General features: G+C 66.1%; 21 protein-coding genes, 1 tRNA gene and 1 pseudogene. 11 read left to right on the plus strand and 12 right to left on the minus strand.

What is annotated here, in order from left to right:
• The first annotated feature begins 114 nt into the window (after positions 1-114).
• The 3 genes from AB0937_RS18125 (at position 115) to AB0937_RS18135 (ending at position 2,943) form a co-directional block, all read left to right on the plus strand.
• Positions 115-187, plus strand: a tRNA-Arg gene (locus tag AB0937_RS18125).
• A gap of 1,692 nt (positions 188-1,879) precedes the next feature.
• Positions 1,880-2,527: a YeeE/YedE thiosulfate transporter family protein gene (locus AB0937_RS18130; protein ID WP_366712809.1), complete on the plus strand. Its 648-nt coding sequence runs from the start codon at positions 1,880-1,882 to the stop codon at positions 2,525-2,527.
• A complete protein-coding gene (locus AB0937_RS18135; RefSeq protein WP_366712810.1) occupies positions 2,527-2,943 on the plus strand; it encodes a YeeE/YedE thiosulfate transporter family protein in 417 nt (138 codons plus the stop codon). The genes AB0937_RS18130 and AB0937_RS18135 overlap by 1 nt, the downstream gene beginning before the upstream one ends.
• Positions 2,944-3,326: 383 nt before the next feature.
• Here AB0937_RS18135 and AB0937_RS18140 read toward each other — a convergent pair whose 3' ends face one another.
• The 4 genes from AB0937_RS18140 to AB0937_RS18155 form a co-directional block, all read right to left on the minus strand.
• Positions 3,327-4,172: an MvdC/MvdD family ATP grasp protein gene (locus AB0937_RS18140; RefSeq protein ID WP_366712811.1), complete on the minus strand. Its 846-nt coding sequence runs from the start codon at positions 4,170-4,172 to the stop codon at positions 3,327-3,329.
• Entirely contained in the window at positions 4,169-4,462 is a 294-nt protein-coding gene (gene tgmA, locus AB0937_RS18145) for a putative ATP-grasp-modified RiPP (protein WP_366712812.1), read from the minus strand. Before tgmA ends, AB0937_RS18140 begins: the two co-directional genes overlap by 4 nt.
• 177 nt (positions 4,463-4,639) lie before the next feature.
• On the minus strand, positions 4,640-5,032 hold the full coding sequence (locus tag AB0937_RS18150) for a hypothetical protein (protein WP_366712814.1): 393 nt from the start codon (positions 5,030-5,032) through the stop codon (positions 4,640-4,642).
• Positions 5,022-5,579, minus strand: a complete 558-nt coding sequence (locus tag AB0937_RS18155; RefSeq protein WP_366712816.1) for a hypothetical protein — start codon at positions 5,577-5,579, stop codon at positions 5,022-5,024. The genes AB0937_RS18150 and AB0937_RS18155 overlap by 11 nt, the downstream gene beginning before the upstream one ends.
• 179 nt (positions 5,580-5,758) lie before the next feature.
• Between AB0937_RS18155 and AB0937_RS18160 the strand changes: the two genes are divergently transcribed.
• Together AB0937_RS18160 and AB0937_RS18165 are read left to right on the plus strand one after the other, a co-directional pair.
• A complete protein-coding gene (locus tag AB0937_RS18160; RefSeq protein ID WP_366712817.1) occupies positions 5,759-6,214 on the plus strand; it encodes a helix-turn-helix domain-containing protein in 456 nt (151 codons plus the stop codon).
• A 60-nt stretch (positions 6,215-6,274) separates the two neighbouring features.
• On the plus strand, positions 6,275-7,063 hold the full coding sequence (locus AB0937_RS18165; protein WP_366712819.1) for an XRE family transcriptional regulator: 789 nt from the start codon (positions 6,275-6,277) through the stop codon (positions 7,061-7,063).
• On the opposite strand, the gene cutA is transcribed toward AB0937_RS18165, so the two are convergent.
• A complete protein-coding gene (cutA, locus tag AB0937_RS18170; protein ID WP_366712821.1) occupies positions 7,060-7,377 on the minus strand; it encodes a divalent-cation tolerance protein CutA in 318 nt (105 codons plus the stop codon). The genes AB0937_RS18165 and cutA overlap by 4 nt on opposite strands.
• An 881-nt stretch (positions 7,378-8,258) precedes the next feature.
• Between cutA and AB0937_RS18175 the strand changes: the two genes are divergently transcribed.
• The 3 genes and pseudogenes from AB0937_RS18175 to AB0937_RS18185 all read left to right on the plus strand — a co-directional run.
• Complete coding sequence (locus tag AB0937_RS18175; protein WP_366712822.1) at positions 8,259-8,837, plus strand: hypothetical protein; 579 nt, start codon at positions 8,259-8,261, stop codon at positions 8,835-8,837.
• 38 nt (positions 8,838-8,875) lie between these two features.
• Positions 8,876-9,364, plus strand: coding sequence for a hypothetical protein (locus AB0937_RS18180; RefSeq protein WP_366712823.1), 489 nt, complete (start codon positions 8,876-8,878; stop codon positions 9,362-9,364).
• A gap of 662 nt (positions 9,365-10,026) precedes the next feature.
• A pseudogene (locus AB0937_RS18185) lies at positions 10,027-10,152 on the plus strand (alpha/beta hydrolase); the annotation flags it as partial.
• A gap of 73 nt (positions 10,153-10,225) precedes the next feature.
• Here AB0937_RS18185 and AB0937_RS18190 read toward each other — a convergent pair.
• Both AB0937_RS18190 and AB0937_RS18195 read right to left on the minus strand, forming a co-directional pair.
• Complete coding sequence (locus AB0937_RS18190; protein WP_366712825.1) at positions 10,226-10,381, minus strand: DUF1877 family protein; 156 nt, start codon at positions 10,379-10,381, stop codon at positions 10,226-10,228.
• 17 nt (positions 10,382-10,398) lie between these two features.
• The gene (locus AB0937_RS18195; RefSeq protein WP_366712845.1) at positions 10,399-10,671 is read right to left on the minus strand and encodes a DUF1877 family protein; all 273 of its coding nucleotides are present in this window, start codon (positions 10,669-10,671) and stop codon (positions 10,399-10,401) included.
• Positions 10,672-11,224: 553 nt separating this feature from the next.
• On the opposite strand from AB0937_RS18195, the gene AB0937_RS18200 reads away from it, so the two are divergent.
• The gene (locus AB0937_RS18200) at positions 11,225-11,647 is read left to right on the plus strand and encodes a hypothetical protein (RefSeq protein ID WP_366712827.1); all 423 of its coding nucleotides are present in this window, start codon (positions 11,225-11,227) and stop codon (positions 11,645-11,647) included.
• A gap of 36 nt (positions 11,648-11,683) precedes the next feature.
• Here the strand turns inward: AB0937_RS18200 and AB0937_RS18205 are convergent, their stop codons facing one another.
• From AB0937_RS18205 to AB0937_RS18225, 5 genes are all read right to left on the minus strand, one after another.
• On the minus strand, positions 11,684-12,166 hold the full coding sequence (locus tag AB0937_RS18205; RefSeq protein ID WP_366712828.1) for a DUF5994 family protein: 483 nt from the start codon (positions 12,164-12,166) through the stop codon (positions 11,684-11,686).
• 447 nt (positions 12,167-12,613) lie between these two features.
• Positions 12,614-13,000, minus strand: coding sequence for a hypothetical protein (locus AB0937_RS18210; protein ID WP_366712830.1), 387 nt, complete (start codon positions 12,998-13,000; stop codon positions 12,614-12,616).
• Between the two features lie 446 nt (positions 13,001-13,446).
• Positions 13,447-13,641 carry a hypothetical protein gene (locus tag AB0937_RS18215; protein ID WP_366712832.1) on the minus strand — a complete coding sequence of 65 codons (195 nt, stop codon included), beginning with the start codon at positions 13,639-13,641 and terminating at the stop codon, positions 13,447-13,449.
• Positions 13,634-13,963: a transcriptional regulator gene (locus AB0937_RS18220; RefSeq protein WP_366712834.1), complete on the minus strand. Its 330-nt coding sequence runs from the start codon at positions 13,961-13,963 to the stop codon at positions 13,634-13,636. Before AB0937_RS18220 ends, AB0937_RS18215 begins: the two co-directional genes overlap by 8 nt.
• Positions 13,960-14,469, minus strand: a complete 510-nt coding sequence (locus AB0937_RS18225) for a hypothetical protein (RefSeq protein WP_366712835.1) — start codon at positions 14,467-14,469, stop codon at positions 13,960-13,962. The genes AB0937_RS18220 and AB0937_RS18225 overlap by 4 nt, the downstream gene beginning before the upstream one ends.
• Positions 14,470-14,955: 486 nt before the next feature.
• On the opposite strand from AB0937_RS18225, the gene AB0937_RS18230 reads away from it, so the two are divergent.
• Together AB0937_RS18230 and infA are read left to right on the plus strand one after the other, a co-directional pair.
• A complete protein-coding gene (locus AB0937_RS18230; protein ID WP_366712836.1) occupies positions 14,956-15,750 on the plus strand; it encodes a GNAT family N-acetyltransferase in 795 nt (264 codons plus the stop codon).
• Complete coding sequence (infA, locus tag AB0937_RS18235; RefSeq protein ID WP_031047878.1) at positions 15,747-15,971, plus strand: translation initiation factor IF-1; 225 nt, start codon at positions 15,747-15,749, stop codon at positions 15,969-15,971. Before AB0937_RS18230 ends, infA begins: the two co-directional genes overlap by 4 nt.
• Positions 15,972-16,065: the final 94 nt, after the last annotated feature.

The raw sequence follows: 16,065 nt of genomic DNA on the forward strand, positions 1-16,065 counted from the left end.
CCACCCACCGGCATCCCTGACCTGACCCCCCACCCGCCCGACCCACATCCGGTACGCTGACGCCTGTGGTCCTCCCAGACCACGGGCACGTCGCTGCTTGCGTCCACTGCCACTGCCTTCGTAGCTCAGGGGATAGAGCACCGCTCTCCTAAAGCGGGTGTCGCAGGTTCGAATCCTGCCGGGGGCACAGAGCAAAGGGCCAGCTCAGGAGGAGTTTCCTCCCAGGCTGGCCCTTCGGTGTTTCAGGGGTCGTGTCACACGCGTGCCACTACGGGCCCGCAGGGTCCTTCTCGGACTGATTCGGCGCCTTGTCGAAGAGGCGGCAGTTCTGCAATTCGGTCTGCGCACGGGCGGACGGTCCCGTTCAGCGCCTCCAGGTCGATGTCCCTGCGCCGCAGGGCCGCCGGCTCGCCACAGCGGAGCGTTGAAGACTTCCGGCACCGTGAGAACCGGCCTCCAGGTGCCGGCGGAGGAACGCGGGAAGAGTCACGGTCCGAGTCCCCGACCGTGACTCTCCGCGGCCCAGACATGTCGCGGGTGAGACCGCCCGCCGTGGCGAACAGATGCCCGCCGGGGAGGATAGTGGCGGCTCGGCAGCCTGCCCGGCCATCCGTCCAGCGAGCGCTGTGCCCTGGCTCCACCTACTTCACGCTGGGCTTTTCAGCCAAGCGATGAGGCGGTCCCACAAGCGATCCTTCGATCGACCATGTGCACCGTCCAGGCGTCGAGGAACGCGTGTGCGTCGCGCCGCCCCGTCCCGTTGGACCGGATCCGGCCCCGTTCGAGCCATCGGCTCCCCCGTGTGCGCACCCTTGCGCTCCGCCGACTCACACATGCAGCGCTGATGTGTTGGCACGCCGGCGAGCACGTGCTCCACGTGCCTCCCGCAGCCCTCATAGGTCACCTTCCGGCATGACTGGCAGACCGCACGTCGGCACATGATTCTCCTTTGACAGCACCCAATTAACGACCAGTAATATCAACAGTTTCGTCACAGTCAAATTCACAACTCCGCCACAAACACCTTCCGTACGTACACCACTTCCACGAACAACCGATCACATCGACAGGACGCGCGGCCATAACGGCGCGTCACGCCCCAATACTGCGTGGCGTACCTCACCTATCGATCTCACGCGGTGACGGTCGAAATCCCTCCGAGGTTGCTCGGGACATCGAAACAGTGGTTCCATCACGCCCGGTCGAGAAGGGAGGCACTACTCCGTGTTGTGAACTGGCCGTCACTGCGTCTTTCTTTCAGTTCGTCGACCCTGACGCGGCGAGGGCAAGAGACCGAGAACCGCAACCGCCTTCACGGAACGGGTGGTGTGCACCGGTCAGAAGGGAGCAATGTGAGTTGCTCGCACGCCGCAGGATGCCCCCTCTTCCCTTTGCTCAGGGCTAGCTTGCAAGGTTGGCGCGACTACTACTGCGACAGCGAGGATCAGTGGCTGGGCTGTGCGCGTTACCAGGTATCACTCACCGGCGAGCGTGTGCCGATCAGCCTGCTGCCCAACGGAGCCAGCGCGCGACACCTTGAAAACGGCGCCACCGGACAGAACCGGTCCGCCGCGTACCCAGAGCGCGGACCCCAGCAGGCCCCTCCACCACAACACCATCCCTGGCCGCCGGAGAACGCGTCCTGGTCGCAGCCGGCACCGACTCGGCCACCAGAGCCATCAGCACCTGCGCCCGCGGCAGCGGGAACTGTGGATCAGTTCGGGCTGACATCTCCGACAATACCGGTCTCGCACTACCGACCGTCACCATCGCCACAGCCCTTCCAGTCTCCAGAGCGTCCCTCTCGACGCACAGCGCATCGGCCCAGACCGAGGCGCGGCTGGTGGGCTCGATTCACCGAATGGATGGGAGGCCCCTCATGAGTGGCTACTGGCCCTGGTGGGCCGGCGCCGCCGGGCTTGCGCTGATCACCATCAACTACGCCCTCACCACGGACCGGTCTTTCGGAGTGTCGTCCGCGTGGGATCGCGTGTTGCACTGGCGCAGGGAGCGCCGCCTCGAGCAGACGGACGAGGAGTTCACCGACGAGCGTGCACTCGCTGACGCTCTCGCCGCAGCTACAGCGGAGCACTTCGGCACCAGCCCCACCGTGCCGCCGACTGCGCACGGGACGTCACAACTGCTCGAAACGGGCGTCGAACCGACCGTGCGTGAGGGCACCCCGGCAACGGGTCCCGGTCCCGCCCCGTTGGTCACCCAGGCTGCCCTGTTGGTATCCATCTTCTTCGGCGGATTGATCGCCGCGGTCACCTCCGGGCGGTTCCACCTCCGCTTCGACATGGGCCCCGGGTTCCGGAACGTGGTCACCGCAAACCCAACCACCATGGTCGTCCTGCTGTTCGTCGGAGGCGTGCTGGTCGGTTTCGGCACTCGGCTGGCCGGTGGGTGCAGCTCCGGTCACGGACTCAACGGCTGCGGCCGTCTGCGCCCGGTCAGCCTCGTCGCGACCGCCGTGTTCTTCGGCACCGCCGTCGCGGCGTCGTTCCTGCTGTGGAAGGTGATCTGATGCGTACCCGGGGTGCGATTCTGCTGGCCAACATCATCACTGGGCTGGCTCTCGGCTATACCGTCTCCAATATCGGCTTCGGCGACTACACCGAGCTGAACCGCATGTTCACCTTCCAGGACCTGCGTATGCTCCTCTCCTTCGCCGGCGCCGTCGTGATCATCGTGTGCGCATTCGCTCTGCTGCGGGTCCGCCGTACTCCGGGGCGTATTCACGCCGGCGTGATCCCCGGCGCGGTGCTGTTCGGTACGGGCTGGGCAATCTCCGGGGGGTGCCCGGCAATCCCGATCGTTCAGGTCGCGAGCGGATACCTGCCCGCCCTGGTCACCATCGTCGGTGTCACCGTCGGTATCCGGCTGTGCCGCTGGGCCAACGCCCGCTACCTCCACATGGACCGCGGTTCCTGCGGCCTGTGACCAAGGACGTCCATCGACAGCCCCGTGGTGGTTGCTGTACAGCAGCGGAGTACAGCAACCACCACAACCGCAGCCGACCACCAGAGCCCGTCGATGCCCCCCACGACCAGCGTCCCGGACCGCCAGGACAATCGGGCGGAGAGTTCGGGACGAAGAGGTCGCCGTGCCACGGTCGTGCCAGAAGCAGGGGTCAGCAGCGGTCAACCAGGTTTGCCACGGGTAAAACCGGGCCCGCCAGCTCGGTCAGCAAAGCCGCATGTGACCTGCTGTGCGGCCCAGCCTCTCTCCTAAAGCGGGTGTCGCAGGTTCGAATCCTGCCGGGGGCACCAGCCAAGGGCCCCGGACCGATCATGGTCCGGGGCCCTTGACGTGCACTTCTGACATCAACGAGGGCGGTCAATAGCGCCCTCGTTCCGGCTACCAGCGGATCGTCTGGCCCTCCGGGGTAACGCTGACAGTGAACTCCTCCAGTTCTGGTGAGCCGGCGGCGTACCAGCGGCCGAACTGATCTTCCACGCGGTTCCACAGCCCCTCCGGCCCGCCTTGCCGGACCAGCCACCGGCCGCCGTGCCGATGACGGTCACCGGTACGTCGGCCGCCTTCGGGACACGCTCTTGGAAGAGGTGCGCCGTGCCCGCTACGTCGTCGTCGATGTCGGCTGCTGAGACCTCGGCGACCTTGACGACGGACGAGACGCCGTCGACTCGGTACGGGGGGTTGTGCAGCGGCTTGTAGATGACCGAGCTGTGCGCCTTGATGAACTGGCGGGCGGCGTCGGGGCTTGAGGTGATCAGGGTGGGCGGGACCAGGAACCCCACGTCGGCCGCTGTGACGAGCCCGGCCGGTTTGAACTCGGCGTCTCCGATGCGGTGCGGGTGGTTGACGTAGAGGCAGCTCGGCAGTGTCGACAGGACTCCACCGAGCCCGTAGCGGGCTTGAGTGATAACGCACCTGGCGTCCTGCTCGTCGAGGTTCGGGAAGGCGAACTGGGTCGGTCGGCGGTAGTACAGGGCGCGGACGTTGGCCAGGTCCGCGGTGCGGGAGGGTGTGTAAAGGCGGCAGTGCAGGCCATGCTCGGTGATGTGTGCCTCCACCGACAGCGATGCGGGGAAGTCCCCCGAGTCGAGCCGCACGACCGGGACACCCCGGTCGTACAGCTCGCGGATCACCACGTCAGCAGTGGGGTCGTGCAGGCTGGTGACGACCAACACCGGACGTGGGCCATTCACTGGTCGCTGTCGCTCCCCGAGTCCGTGTCCGTGGAGCCCTGACCCGATCCGTCCGGGCTGGTGCCGGTCGCCGGGCTGGTGCCAGTGCTGGTGTTGTGCTTGCCCATCTCCAGGACCTGACCGGCTCCGTCGTAGAACACGCCCGTCTGCGTGATCGGGTCCAGCTGGGCCCGGGCGGCGGGGGCCATCGTCGGGTAGGGCCTCATGCGGGCCAAGCCCCACGGCCGGGCGCTTACCAGGCACTGCGGAATCGCAGGGGTCGCGGGCAGACGGTCAGAGTGAACGAACATGCCTCTCCTCTGTGTCGCACTGAGGAACCCGCCGGACGGCGAGTCGTGAGGGGGCGCCCGGGACGTAGTGGGGACGTGCCCCCGGCGCCCGTTCCACCCGCGCCGAATCTCGTTCGTTGCACGATGCGGCGGTCGCCGCGGGCGGAGCTTGCGGACCGCGGCGAAAGCCTCCGCCGGTCAGTGAGGCTGTGCTCCTACGCGCAGGCCGTTCCAAGCCCCGGCCGGCGTATCAGGAACAGGGATGAGTTCACCGGGCCGTTCAAGCAGGCCCAGCAACGCTCGCGCGTTCACTCCGGCGTCATGCAGGCGAGTCGCCGGATCAGCCGACGGGACCTTCTCCTCCAGCAGTTCGCCCGAGCGCCTCAGGACGATGCGCGCCGTGCCCTGCATCCCCTCCTGCATCCGCGGCACGAGCCTTGCCAGCATGGGCGCCAGCCGTCGGACGTACCCCTCCATCTCCAGAAGACGTGCCTGCTGTTCGTCCGGCTGCCCTCCAGAGCTCCACAGCACTTCCTCGCACCGCCGCCGGATCTCGTCCGCGTTGAACGGCGCCGCCTGACTAACTCCCATCGCCGGCCTCCTGCCCCGAGAGCAGTTGCTGTGCCAGCTGAACCAGCTGCGCGACGGCGTCGGCGTCACACAGCTTGCCCGGCCTGCTCATGGGGACAGCCCAGTGCGCCGGGGAGTCTTCGCAGGTCGTCGACGTGACGGGCGGGACTCCGAGCCAGGTACCCCATGTCAGGCACTCGGCGTCCGGGTGCTGCCAGGCCACGCCCGTGCTCGGCGGAACCAGCGCGTAGTAGCGGCTGCGGGAGGCGATGACAGGGCCGCCGTCGAACACCTTGGCCAGATAGGCGCTCACCTCAGCGGGGTCGATGCTGGAGGCGGCAACGCGTACGGAGTCCCCGGGCAAGCGAATGGCGGTGAACAAGTCGCCGCACCGAAGCAAGGTCAAGGCGCCCTCGTCCCATTCCCTCCGCGCCTGTTGGACGTCGGAAGCGGCGGCCAGTAGCCAGTCCTCGATCACGAGGACGCGATTACGGTCGCTCGAGATCGCGGGCGCCCGGGAGTTCGCCAAATCGACTGATCTCGTGCGGTGTTGGGTAGTCTCGCGCATGGTGGCGACTCCTCGCAGTCGTCCATGCCCAGGCAGGCCGTCTGGACCCGGCCGCCGGAGCTCTTCGCGTCCAGAGTGGTCTTCTCGCGAAGAGCCCACTTCCCGCAGCGCGGTATACCCATGATGGGTAGAGCCCCAGCCAGACAATCCCGCAGACTCAGGCGAGCAGGAAGTGCCGCATGATTCACCAGCCACCGACAGCGCTGCCAAGGGAACTCCTCACTGACGAGGAGATGCGCCGAGCACTGGAGGCGCACGACTTCGGGACGGTGTTCCGACTCGCGAGAAGCCGTGCCGGGATCAGCTACTCACGCATCGCCGCGGAGTGTGACATCAAGCCGGACCGGGTCGGCACGCTGGCCAAGGGACAAGGCAAGATCACGACGATCGACAAGGTCCGGCAGATCGCGGACGCGCTCCGGGTACCGGGGGACATGGTGGGCCTGGCTCCCCGCCCGTGGGAAACCGGCGAACATCTTGCGCCCACGTACGACCCACAGATCGGAGTGACCAGCGTGCGCCGCAGAACCGTCCTCCAAGCCGCCACCAGCACCGGCCTGGCCGCCGCCCTTCCGGCGCTGACGAAACCGCCGGCGCCCCGGCACCTCTCCAACAGTGATGTCGAGCGGTTGTGACACCGCACGGCCCGTCTGCGCCGACTCGACGAAATCCTCGGCGGTGGCGACACATACCGCGTGTACCTCGGCGAGTACCAGGCCACCAAGGCCTTGTTGCGCACCTCCACCTTCACCCCGGAGGCCCGCCGCCGCATGGTGGCACTGCTCGCTGAGCAAGCGCAGCAAGCGGGTTGGGCCGCATTCGACGGAGGCCAGCAGAAGCAGGCCGCGAGCCTGTACGAGGAGAGTCGGCACGCGGCCCGCGAAGCTGCTGAAAGTGATCTCCTCGGCAACGCTTACGCGTTCCTCGGCTACCAGGCCGCCGACCGGAATGTGGCGGTCGAGATGGCTGCGAGCAGTTGCTCCACCATCACCCCCAGCACGCCCGCCGGTGTACGTGCGCTCCTGCACGAGCGCATGGCGTGGGCCTGTGCTCTTGCGGATCAGCCTCACCTGGTCGAGCAGGCCCTGGATGCCGCGCGGGCCGCTCTCCAAGAGCAGCAGGACGGGGAGCCGCAGCCGGACTGGGCAGCCTGGGTCGACCAGACGGAACTGGACATCATGACCGGCCGGTGCTGGACCGAACTACGCCGCCCTCTGCGGGCTGTGCCGGTCCTCACGCGAGCGCTCGAACGCTTCGACGATCACCACGCCCGGGACAAGGCCCTGTACCTGTCCTGGCTGGCCGACGCCTACCTGGCCGCCGGCGAGGTCGAGGAAGCCGCGCGGGTGACAGGCCGCGCCTGGGACCTGTCCGTCGGAGTCGCGTCCGTACGTCCCCGGCAGCGCCTGGCCCCGGTGCTGGAACAATTGCGCCAGCACCAGAACGTGGGCCTCGTCCGGAACGTGTTGGAGAAGGTCGCCTAGTTCTCGACGGTGTCCTCGATCCACTTCATACACCGCTGCGCCCCGTGGATCGGTGCGGCGATCACCTCGGGGTTGTCCCACGGGTGGTTCTTCAGTAGGTACGTCTCGAGCTCGGGATAGCGGTCACGCGTGGTGGTGAGCAGCAGCCGCCACTCCTCCCCTTCGCCGAACTCGCCGAGGTGCCAGAACACGGACACCACAGGGCCGATGATCTGTGACCCTGCGGCAAGACGCCCCTTGACTGCTCCCTTGGCGAGCTCGACGGCTTGCTCACGTTCCGGTGTGGCGGTCGACACCTGCAGAAACTCAGTCATGCGGTGAGCGTAGCGATCAGGGGCCGCTCCGTAGAGACCGCCGGGCACGGCCCGTGCGCTTCACAACGCCCCCCGCACTCCGGCCGGCCAGCGGTCTTCCTGTTGTTAGCACCCTCCCCACGGCGCGGCGAACTCCGCACCGACGTGCACGACTTCGAGCCCGCAGGGTGTCGAGTCTCGGTTGATGGTTGACGGGTTGGCGTCGGGTGATGCTTGACGTCTTCCCTAGACGATCTTCCGGCGATTGTGTTCGCCTGACTTGCGGGAACCACCACCTCCTGGTGACATGCGGGACGGTGGTGATCAGCTCCTGGCCGTGAAAGACCCGCCGGACGAGCCCGGACGTCTGCGAACCATCAGCCCAGGTGAACGGCATGCCCTCCCAAGGCACCACGCCTACCTGAGTTGCTTCGGGACGAAGAAGACCTGGGCCAAAAGCCGTCGCACTCGATCAGTGAGCCATCAAGGCTCACTGCGCAGGAATCTCCATGAAGGGCCGGCACAGGAGTTCCTGCCGCCGTCGCGGTAGGTCGCCGGCCGATGCGCGGCGCGCTGCGAGCAGCCGAGGAGACCGGTCAGTCGGCATTGCTCAAGCGGAGTCGACTTCCAGGAGATGCTCTCGATGCCGTCCGCACCAAAGCTGGTGCCGCTCATCTGCAGTGAGACGTGGCATTCGGTGCGACCTATGCACCTCTCACCTCTGGATGCACTTGGTTAACTACTACCTGGGCCGCCAGGCCTGCGGTAAGCGGACGTATTAATTCCGTGCACATATATGCCGTCAATGCGGGGTAACCAAGATTTCAGCACCTCCCGGTGCGGCACGAGTGAGCCGCGGTGTGACATAGCCGGTCATATTCTTTCGATCGCGAGGGCGCGGCATGGACAGTTCCATTGTCACGGCATTCATTGCCACGGGTTCATCTCTTGCGGCGCTCTACTTAGGGACACACACAGAAATGATCAAGGAGCGCCTAAAGCGCAAGCAGAAGCGCGAAGACGAGGAGGAAATGAAGATAAGCAAATTGAATGCTGAACTCTTCATCCATATGTGCACCATCCGTGATGTGTCACGGAATCAAATCGCGAAATTCACGCAATTGCAAGAGAAGATCGACAGTTCGGATGACAGTCCAAGCCGGGAAGAGTTGAGCAGTCTATTCCACAGCATACGTAGCACCATCTCAACACACACAGATGTGGTCCTAGAAGTTGCCCCCATCTGTCCAGCCGTCCGCGACGCATGGTTTCACTTCGATATCCTACGTACCCAATATATGGATGAGGTCGACGGTTGCGCACGTGGGGGCGAATGGCGCGCAAGCGAATTGGGACTCCTGCTTGATGCAGTGAAGGCGGCACGTAGTGATCTCGTTGAAGAGTTGAAAGCCGCCGCAAAAACACTGGGTTACTCACTTCTCGTGCGGCATGTTGATGTCGACGATCAGCATGCGCCATGATGAGGGAACTCTTGCTTCCTGCGATCGTTATGATCGCGATGGCGCTCTACTTCGTCCTACTATATAGGGCGAATCACAAAAAGGCCGCCAAGGCGTCAGCTCAGCTCTTCGTCGGCATGATTAGAGTGCGCTCACTCGGAGGGTCGCACGCCCTGTCGCTAGTTGCGCGCGCAGCAGAATGTGTGACTGACTGCACATCCAAGGCGCAAAATTTTGTGGGCGTGTTACCTGAGATGGAAAATGCTGCAGGACCCCATGTGATGATGTTGTACTACAAGTACAGGCCAGAATTTCGCGATCTTCATAAGAGTTGGGTCGATGCAGTCCACAGTCTGGCCTCAGAATTTCCTGACGTGGGAGACGCCTGGCGTGTCTGGGTGGCTGCTTACAGCGACATGGCAAAGCTGCCACCTGAGGCAAGCCAAGAGGATGCGGAGCGTATTCTCGGAGAACTGAGATCGGCCAAAAAGCGCGTCATTCGCTCCCTATCGGAGATTGTGCTCTTGGTGTGCGTTCTTGAGTCCTGACTGCGGTCTCCAGGTCCGTCTACGATGCACAGGGTGAGTCGAGGGACGATGCTCCAGAGAAGGGCATGGCCCTGTCCGGCGCGGTCAGGAGTGGCAGGGCATCGTGGACGGGTCCGTCGGCCAGCAGAAGCGCGGGCGTGGCACCACGGACGAACAGCGTGCTCTCAGGGTTCAGCAGCACGAGACTACTCTCGCAAGCTGGGGCATCGGGGCGGCAGAGGGGTGCCGAGACGGGCAACGAATGCGCGTCGGCCAGAGCCTTCGAACCGACGCCTGACATCTATCGTTGACATCAACGACCTCGGACAGCGGCGCACCTCCAGAAAAACCGGCATACGACGCTCGGCAGCAAGACGCCCGAGTCCGCAGAGGCCTGATCGAACTCCTAAAGCGGTGTCGCAGGTTCGAATCCCGCAGCGGGCGTAGGTCGTCAGGAGCACGGCGACGCTGTTCCCGGCCACTCCGCCACCTGGGTGGGTGGGATCCCGTCGTTCGGCCACTTCGTCAGGCGCGTGTTCCGGTTGTCGTAGACGCGCCGTCCGATGGGCGACCCGAAGACGTGTGGGGGCAGTACGGCCTTACGGGCGTTGCGCCACGCCCGACGGATGACGGAACCGGCGAGGACGCCGCCCAACTCGCCTTGGAGGCTCGGGACCAGGTAGCGCGTGCCGCGTCTGATCCCCGGTGCCCGAGCCGAGATCATCTCCAGCACGGGCCACGGGCCGCAGATTGACCATGCGGAGGAGATCAACCGCCGGATGCTGAACTTCATGACCTCAGTCGACTGACAACCGCCCCGGCGATGGGCCAGGACGGTGTCGAGGAGTTTCCCAAGCTGAGGTCACGGGGGGGCGTGGCCCGTCAGTCCACCCAGACGAGCATCTCGTCATCCGCCCCGGCAGCAGCGTCGAAGAACTGTGTGAGGCCGTCGTACCAGGGGCGCCCCCACTCCAGCGAGTTGCCCTCACTCCATCCGAGCGGATACACCTCGGCGCTGGTCAGTTCAGCAGGCTCCACGCCATTGATGAGCTGGGCTAGCTGGTAGCCCGCAGAGCTTCCGCCGCGAGCTGGACCCGCTCAGGCCGCAGGTACCTCGGAGGCCCGTACCCCCAGTCCTCGTCCTCTGCGAACGGCTCCTCACCGTGGATCACGTTCACGGGGAACTCGGCGCGCGCCAGCAGGAAGCGGAGCATGTCCCACGTCTTGTACGTGGTGAAGTGGCGCGCTTCAGCCGGCCCAGGCTCCGTCTCCTCCTCGGAGTCCTGGACCTCTTCGACGAAGTCCAGTGCCCAGTCGGGATCTCGTATCGCTCAGTCGAGCTCAGCGGCCGTGACACGTAGGTACTCGCCGATCATGCCCATGGACGGACACTAGGCGAGGCCACAGACAACGGCCGTCGGACGAACCGTCTCAGTTTTCGTCTCATTCAGCCCGGTTCACCGGCGTTCAGCCGAGACCAGGAGCCGATCCCAGCTCGGTGCCGAACTGCCAATGAACGCAGGTGAACGGCCTTGCACGCACCCCGCCACCCCACCAACACAGTTGAAAGGATGCGCCGTGCGCTTGCCACTTGTTCTCTCCGGACGTCCTGGGAACGCCGCGTGGAAAGCCTTCGGCGAGTTTCTCCTGGACGAGATCGAAGCTCCCCTACGTATCTGGCCAGGCCCCGGATCCTGGCGTGGGGCGTTTCGCTCGGAGAGGTTCGGGGACACGGTGAGCGGAGGTCGCATCGCATGCGAGTTCGAAAGTGAGCTGGCATTCAATTCGTCCGCCCGCTCTGCCGTCCGGCTTCGATCGCGGGCGGCAGCGCTGTGCTGTGTTCAGGGGGCTACGCGGCGGGCCACGAACGGCGAACCGCAGGTGATCGACGAGTCCCGAGGCGGGCGCTGCTTTCTCGACGCTCACTCCGTCGAGGTGGCCGAAGACGACGGCGTGCGAATCTTCCTGTCGCTACTGGACGGCGGCGACCATGGCGGGGGCATGGCGGTGACGCTGGACAGCGTCGAGAACGACGATCGCCGCATCCTGCACAGGATCGCCGGCCTCGTGGCCGACCTGCTCGTGATCAAGCACAGCTACTCCGACCTCTTCTGCGGTGTCCGACTCAGGGAACCGATCCGACAGGCTGATCAAGGAGCACGATGCCGGGGAGGAGGACTTCGGGGAGGAGCAGATGATCGACTGGGTGTCCAGAGGGAGAGAACCGGCCGCGGAATCCGGGCGGGGGCGCGCTCCCTGTCCCCCCACGCTCGAGCGGACGCGGGGCGGACACACCACGGATGACGCGACGCTGCTCCCGGTGGAGTGGCGTGGCTGACCTCACTCCGGCGGCAGCTGCGCGCTCGCGGTCTCGATGAGTATCTGATGCGCCTGGGTGACGTTGTCGGCCCGGACGGCCCGGGCCATCGCGGCGCGGGCGGCCTCGGGTGCTGTGTCCGGCGGAATCACCAGCAGTGAGAAGATGTCCTGGTCACCTCGGGTGATCAGCACGGTGTCGTCGCCCAGCGGGAAGGAGTCGATGTGTACCACCCGGTCGTCGACGACGATCCGCGTCGGGAGCCCTTCCCAGGCCGTGCTGTCCAGCCCGACGCGCGTGACGGGGCCGAGATGACCGGTGAGGGCGCTCAGCAGCGCGGGCAGCTCGGCAGCGATGTCCTGCGACCGCGGCCACCACGCACCGTCCAGGACGCCTGCGCGCGACTCCGTGGTCTCCAGCCGGAGCAGCGCACACCCCGGCTGCACGGCCTTGTGAACGCCACTGGGCAGACGCCGGGAAACAGGCCGTGCATCGGAGTCGGTCATGAGGATCACCCGTCTTCGGGAATCGGTGCGATCACGGGAATCGCCTCGACCTTTACACGTTACTCCTCGTGCCACGGGCGCCGATTTTCCAGATTCGCCATGTCGCGGCAGCCAGTCGGCCGGAAACGGATTCGGCCCACAGCCCATATGAGGCCGGGAAGCCCCGTGAACACGTGAGCCACGGAGGGGTGTTTTCCCGGCACAGGCACCATGTAGTCGACGTTTCCGCAGGTCACAGCCTCACCCCGAGTACCTCCTCAACCGGGTCTCGCGGGTTCGAATGCTGCCGGGGGCAGAAAAGACCGGGCCAGCTCAGGAGCGTCTTCTTCCCAGGCTGGCCCTTCGTCGTGTCCGGGGTCGTGCGGCCGAAGACCCGGCCCCGGGCCAGGACCCGGCCAGTAGCCCACGTCCTGGCTACGGCCGCCGCGATTCCTCACCGGGTTGCTCTCAGTTCGCTTCGTCTTGCTGCTGCCAGACACGAGGCCAGTTGCCGGACGGTGGAGGGGGCCCCGCTATGCCCAGGTCTCGCCGCGCGAGAGCATAGAAGTCATCACGTGCTCGGCTCATCTGCCCGACTGCTCTCTCCCAGCCGGCGGGGTCCTCCTTCAGACCGCGAGCATAGAGTTCGACGTTCCACACGGCTTCATGCCACTTACGAGCCGCCGCTATGGTCTCAGCATCCCCGACGAGCAGCACCGTCTCCCACTCGGCCGCACGCCGTGCCTCGGCCTCGCTGAGCTGTATGAGACCCTGCTCCGGATCCAGTGGGTCCACAGCGTGCTGAAAGCCCCTCGCAGCCCCTATGCGCTGGGCGATGTTGATCTGATGCTTCAAGCTGTTCGTGTAGGACGCGTAGGTATCCAGTCTTTTCTGATCCCAGCGTTCAGCTCTTGCCCGTCGCCACCGGCTCCGTTCCGTAAGGCTGGTTGCCACGTAGGAGCCTATGGCTCCCACGGCAACGCCGGCCAGAGCAGGCAACTGCTCCCACAATGTCGATCCCCCCCATGACTCGCGCGGACAGTCGGAGACACGGTGCCGTACTCAGGGGCTTCGGGGTAGGTGGTCTGCCCGCGACCTCACGGCGTGCAGCGCGCACTTCAGCCAGCGCGGGCCCAGGTGCCCGACGCATCCGGTCGAGATCCGGACACCCGCAGCCACAGCGGCTTCCCCTCCTGATCTCCGCAAAAACACCGATCAGACGGTTTCTGGCATCTAGGGCCGGCATCGACTACGCCGGGCGGGGTCACCTGAATCAGGGGCCGCCCTCGCGCCTCGTGGGCTCAGTCATGGCTCGACACCACGACGAACAAGCACGCGGCTGCAGCGACTGCGCAGAGAACGGCGGTGGTGATCAGCACGCAGCCGAGTACTCCCGCAGACCAGGCCGTCGCCGACCAGCCGAACCGTGTTGCTCGTTCGGCCTGCTGCACTGCTTCGTGGTGGTCGCTGTCGTCGTACCAGCCGTGATCAGCCATCGTGCTTCTGCGGTGTCTGCCGGCCGACGATCGCCCGTAGTGCCGCGAGGTGGCCTTGGTAGGCCTTGTGGCCCTGTGGGGTCAGGCGTAGCCAGACTCGTTGGCGGGTGTCGCGTACCGCCTTGCGTTGTTCGACGTAGCCGGCCTCGATCAGGGCGCCGGCGTGCTTGCTCAGTACGGATGCCGACAGGCCGAGTTGCTCCTGCAGCACGGCGAACTCGGCCTCGCCCGTGGTGTCGAGCAACGCACAGACGCGCAGCCGGTTGGGTGAGTGGACGAGGTTGTCGAAGCCGTCCATCGGGTCGGCGGGCCCGGTGCTCATGAGGCCTTCCGGTGCAGCCGTACGAAGCTGAGATGGAAGCCCACGGACACCGCGGCCGCGGCCGCCGCGGCGAGGACGAGCCAGCTTGCCTGGCCGGTGGCTCGGAAGACCCAGGCCGGTCCCACCAGCAGCGCCGGCATGCCGATCGCCAGGGGGACGGTCGCCCGTTCGGGCAGCACGTCGAACCGGAGTGCCACACCGGTGCGTTGCCTCCAGGAGCGGGCGGCGACTGCGAACAACATCACGTACGCCGCCGTGATGACCAGCAGCGCTGCCGCCCAGGCCGCCTTCGGCAGCAGCCACCGCTCGTCGGCGAGCAGCCCTCCGTACGCGACGGGGAAGAACGCCACGTAGGCGGTGAGGACGGTGGCGAACCAGGTCGGCCACGGCGTGGCCGACAGGGCGGTGGCCGACGCCCTGATGCGAGCTGCCTCGGCCAGCGTCGCTCGCGCCTCGTCCGACGTGGGGAGAGGGTGACGGTCAGGGAGGCTCGCACCAGTTTCCATGCCGGAAAGACTAGGCTTGTCTTTCCGGTGTGGCAAGTGAAGGTTTTCCAGTGTGGAAAGAGTGGTTGTCGAGCGTCGGAGCGTCTTAGTGGTGCCAGCCCCGCCCCCGTGTTGTAGGCGTCCTTCGGGGTCCTCGGTGATCCGGCCGCGGGCGATGGTCGTGTCGGTCTCCGGCTCCATGGCTTCCGGGCCGGTGTCGAGGTGAGTGCGGAGGAGGTGGGAGACCTCGGGGGCGGTCGATGACCGACTTGTACGCCGCCCCGCTTCGGTAGCGGGGCCCCAGAGGGCTCGCCGCGCCGGAAAAGGTTTTGAGGAACCTGGTGGGCCGCTGCTACTTTCCCGGTGGACCGTGCAGTCGTCGTAGGAGGTGAGACCCGTGAACGCAGTTATCCGTGGGTGCTCCCTCATCCCGTCACGGTCCGGCGGCTGACGTTCGGTGTCGCCAGGAGCGCCTGAGTTCGAGGCACTCCTGGAAGGGAGACTCCGATGGACACAAAGCCTTTTGCATCCGGCCTGAGCGAGAACGCGGTGGTGATCACGCGTGTCGCGGACAGGCAATGGCACGCCCTGCACGACGACTTGGTGGTCGGTCGCGGGCATGCGCAGTACCGGCCCGACGGGCGCCTGTTCGCCAGCATCGACTCCTGGCACGACGTCGTCTTCGACCGGCTCGCCCAGGTGATGGTGGCGGAACTGCCCTCACCGCAGTACACGGTGGTCGACGAAGCGGACGTCGAGCTGACGGCCCGGTGGCGGCGGGCCGGTTTCGCGGTCGGGCGCCGCGAGTGGGAGTACGCCGTACCGACCGACCCGCGGGTCACAGGGCTCGAAGCGGTCCTGCCGCCTCCGGGCGTGACGATCGTGCCCGCCGGTCAGGCTGACGAGGGTCTGCTGCGGGAAGTGGACCGCGCGATCCGGGACGAGGTCGAGACCACCGTCGGGTGGTGGCAGTCGATGCCCGCGGAGGTGTTTCCCCGCACCGAGGGCGACACCGTCGTCGACCCGTCCAAGTACGCCGTCGCCTCGGCGCCGGGCCGCTACCTGGGGCTGATCCGGGTGGTGACTCCGATTCGGCCGCGCATCGGGCTGGTCGCGGTCCGGGCCGGCGAGCAGCGCCGCGGCATCGGGCGGGCACTGCTGGCCCACGCGCTGCTGACGGCCCACCGCTCCGGGTTCGCCACGGCCTGGACCGAGGTTCACGAGTCCAACCGCGCGGCCACTGCGCTGTTCGAGGGCGTCGGCGCCCGGCCGATCAGCAGCAACCTGGAGCTGGTGCGATGACCAGGAACAAGAACGTCATCGAGGTCGAGGGCAGAGTCGTCGAGTGCCTGCGCAGCGCCATGTTCACCGTGGAACTGGAGAACGGACACCAGGTGCTGGCGCACATCAGCGGGAAGATCCGCAAGAACTACATCAAGATCATGCTGGAGGACCGGGTGCTGGTGGAGCTCCCGCCGTACGACCTCACGCGTGGGCGGATCGTGTTCCGGTACCGGAACTAGCCTAGGCCGTTTCTGATGGCTCTTGGACGGTGTCTCGGAGCCAGATGACGATCGCGGTGACGGTCAGGGTGCCGTTGAAGATGTAGTCGCGTTT

The organism is Streptomyces sp. NPDC047880, assembly GCF_040706515.1.
In the GTDB taxonomy this organism is placed as follows: Bacteria; Actinomycetota; Actinomycetes; order Streptomycetales; family Streptomycetaceae; genus Streptomyces.

What these genes read in the sequence shown, in the direction of transcription:
- infA (WP_031047878.1), top strand. Translation starts at nt 15,747, where the DNA reads ATGACCAGGAACAAGAACGTCATCGAGGTCGAGGGCAGAGTCGTCGAG.
- AB0937_RS18225 (WP_366712835.1), bottom strand. Translation starts at nt 14,469, where the DNA reads ATGGAAACTGGTGCGAGCCTCCCTGACCGTCACCCTCTCCCCACGTCG.
- AB0937_RS18135 (WP_366712810.1), top strand. Translation starts at nt 2,527, where the DNA reads ATGCGTACCCGGGGTGCGATTCTGCTGGCCAACATCATCACTGGGCTG.
- AB0937_RS18230 (WP_366712836.1), top strand. Translation starts at nt 14,956, where the DNA reads ATGGACACAAAGCCTTTTGCATCCGGCCTGAGCGAGAACGCGGTGGTG.
- AB0937_RS18220 (WP_366712834.1), bottom strand. Translation starts at nt 13,963, where the DNA reads ATGAGCACCGGGCCCGCCGACCCGATGGACGGCTTCGACAACCTCGTC.
- AB0937_RS18155 (WP_366712816.1), bottom strand. Translation starts at nt 5,579, where the DNA reads ATGCGCGAGACTACCCAACACCGCACGAGATCAGTCGATTTGGCGAAC.
- AB0937_RS18215 (WP_366712832.1), bottom strand. Translation starts at nt 13,641, where the DNA reads ATGGCTGATCACGGCTGGTACGACGACAGCGACCACCACGAAGCAGTG.
- AB0937_RS18180 (WP_366712823.1), top strand. Translation starts at nt 8,876, where the DNA reads ATGGCGCTCTACTTCGTCCTACTATATAGGGCGAATCACAAAAAGGCC.
- AB0937_RS18205 (WP_366712828.1), bottom strand. Translation starts at nt 12,166, where the DNA reads ATGACCGACTCCGATGCACGGCCTGTTTCCCGGCGTCTGCCCAGTGGC.
- AB0937_RS18130 (WP_366712809.1), top strand. Translation starts at nt 1,880, where the DNA reads ATGAGTGGCTACTGGCCCTGGTGGGCCGGCGCCGCCGGGCTTGCGCTG.
- AB0937_RS18175 (WP_366712822.1), top strand. Translation starts at nt 8,259, where the DNA reads ATGGACAGTTCCATTGTCACGGCATTCATTGCCACGGGTTCATCTCTT.
- tgmA (WP_366712812.1), bottom strand. Translation starts at nt 4,462, where the DNA reads ATGTTCGTTCACTCTGACCGTCTGCCCGCGACCCCTGCGATTCCGCAG.
- cutA (WP_366712821.1), bottom strand. Translation starts at nt 7,377, where the DNA reads ATGACTGAGTTTCTGCAGGTGTCGACCGCCACACCGGAACGTGAGCAA.
- AB0937_RS18150 (WP_366712814.1), bottom strand. Translation starts at nt 5,032, where the DNA reads ATGGGAGTTAGTCAGGCGGCGCCGTTCAACGCGGACGAGATCCGGCGG.
- AB0937_RS18160 (WP_366712817.1), top strand. Translation starts at nt 5,759, where the DNA reads ATGATTCACCAGCCACCGACAGCGCTGCCAAGGGAACTCCTCACTGAC.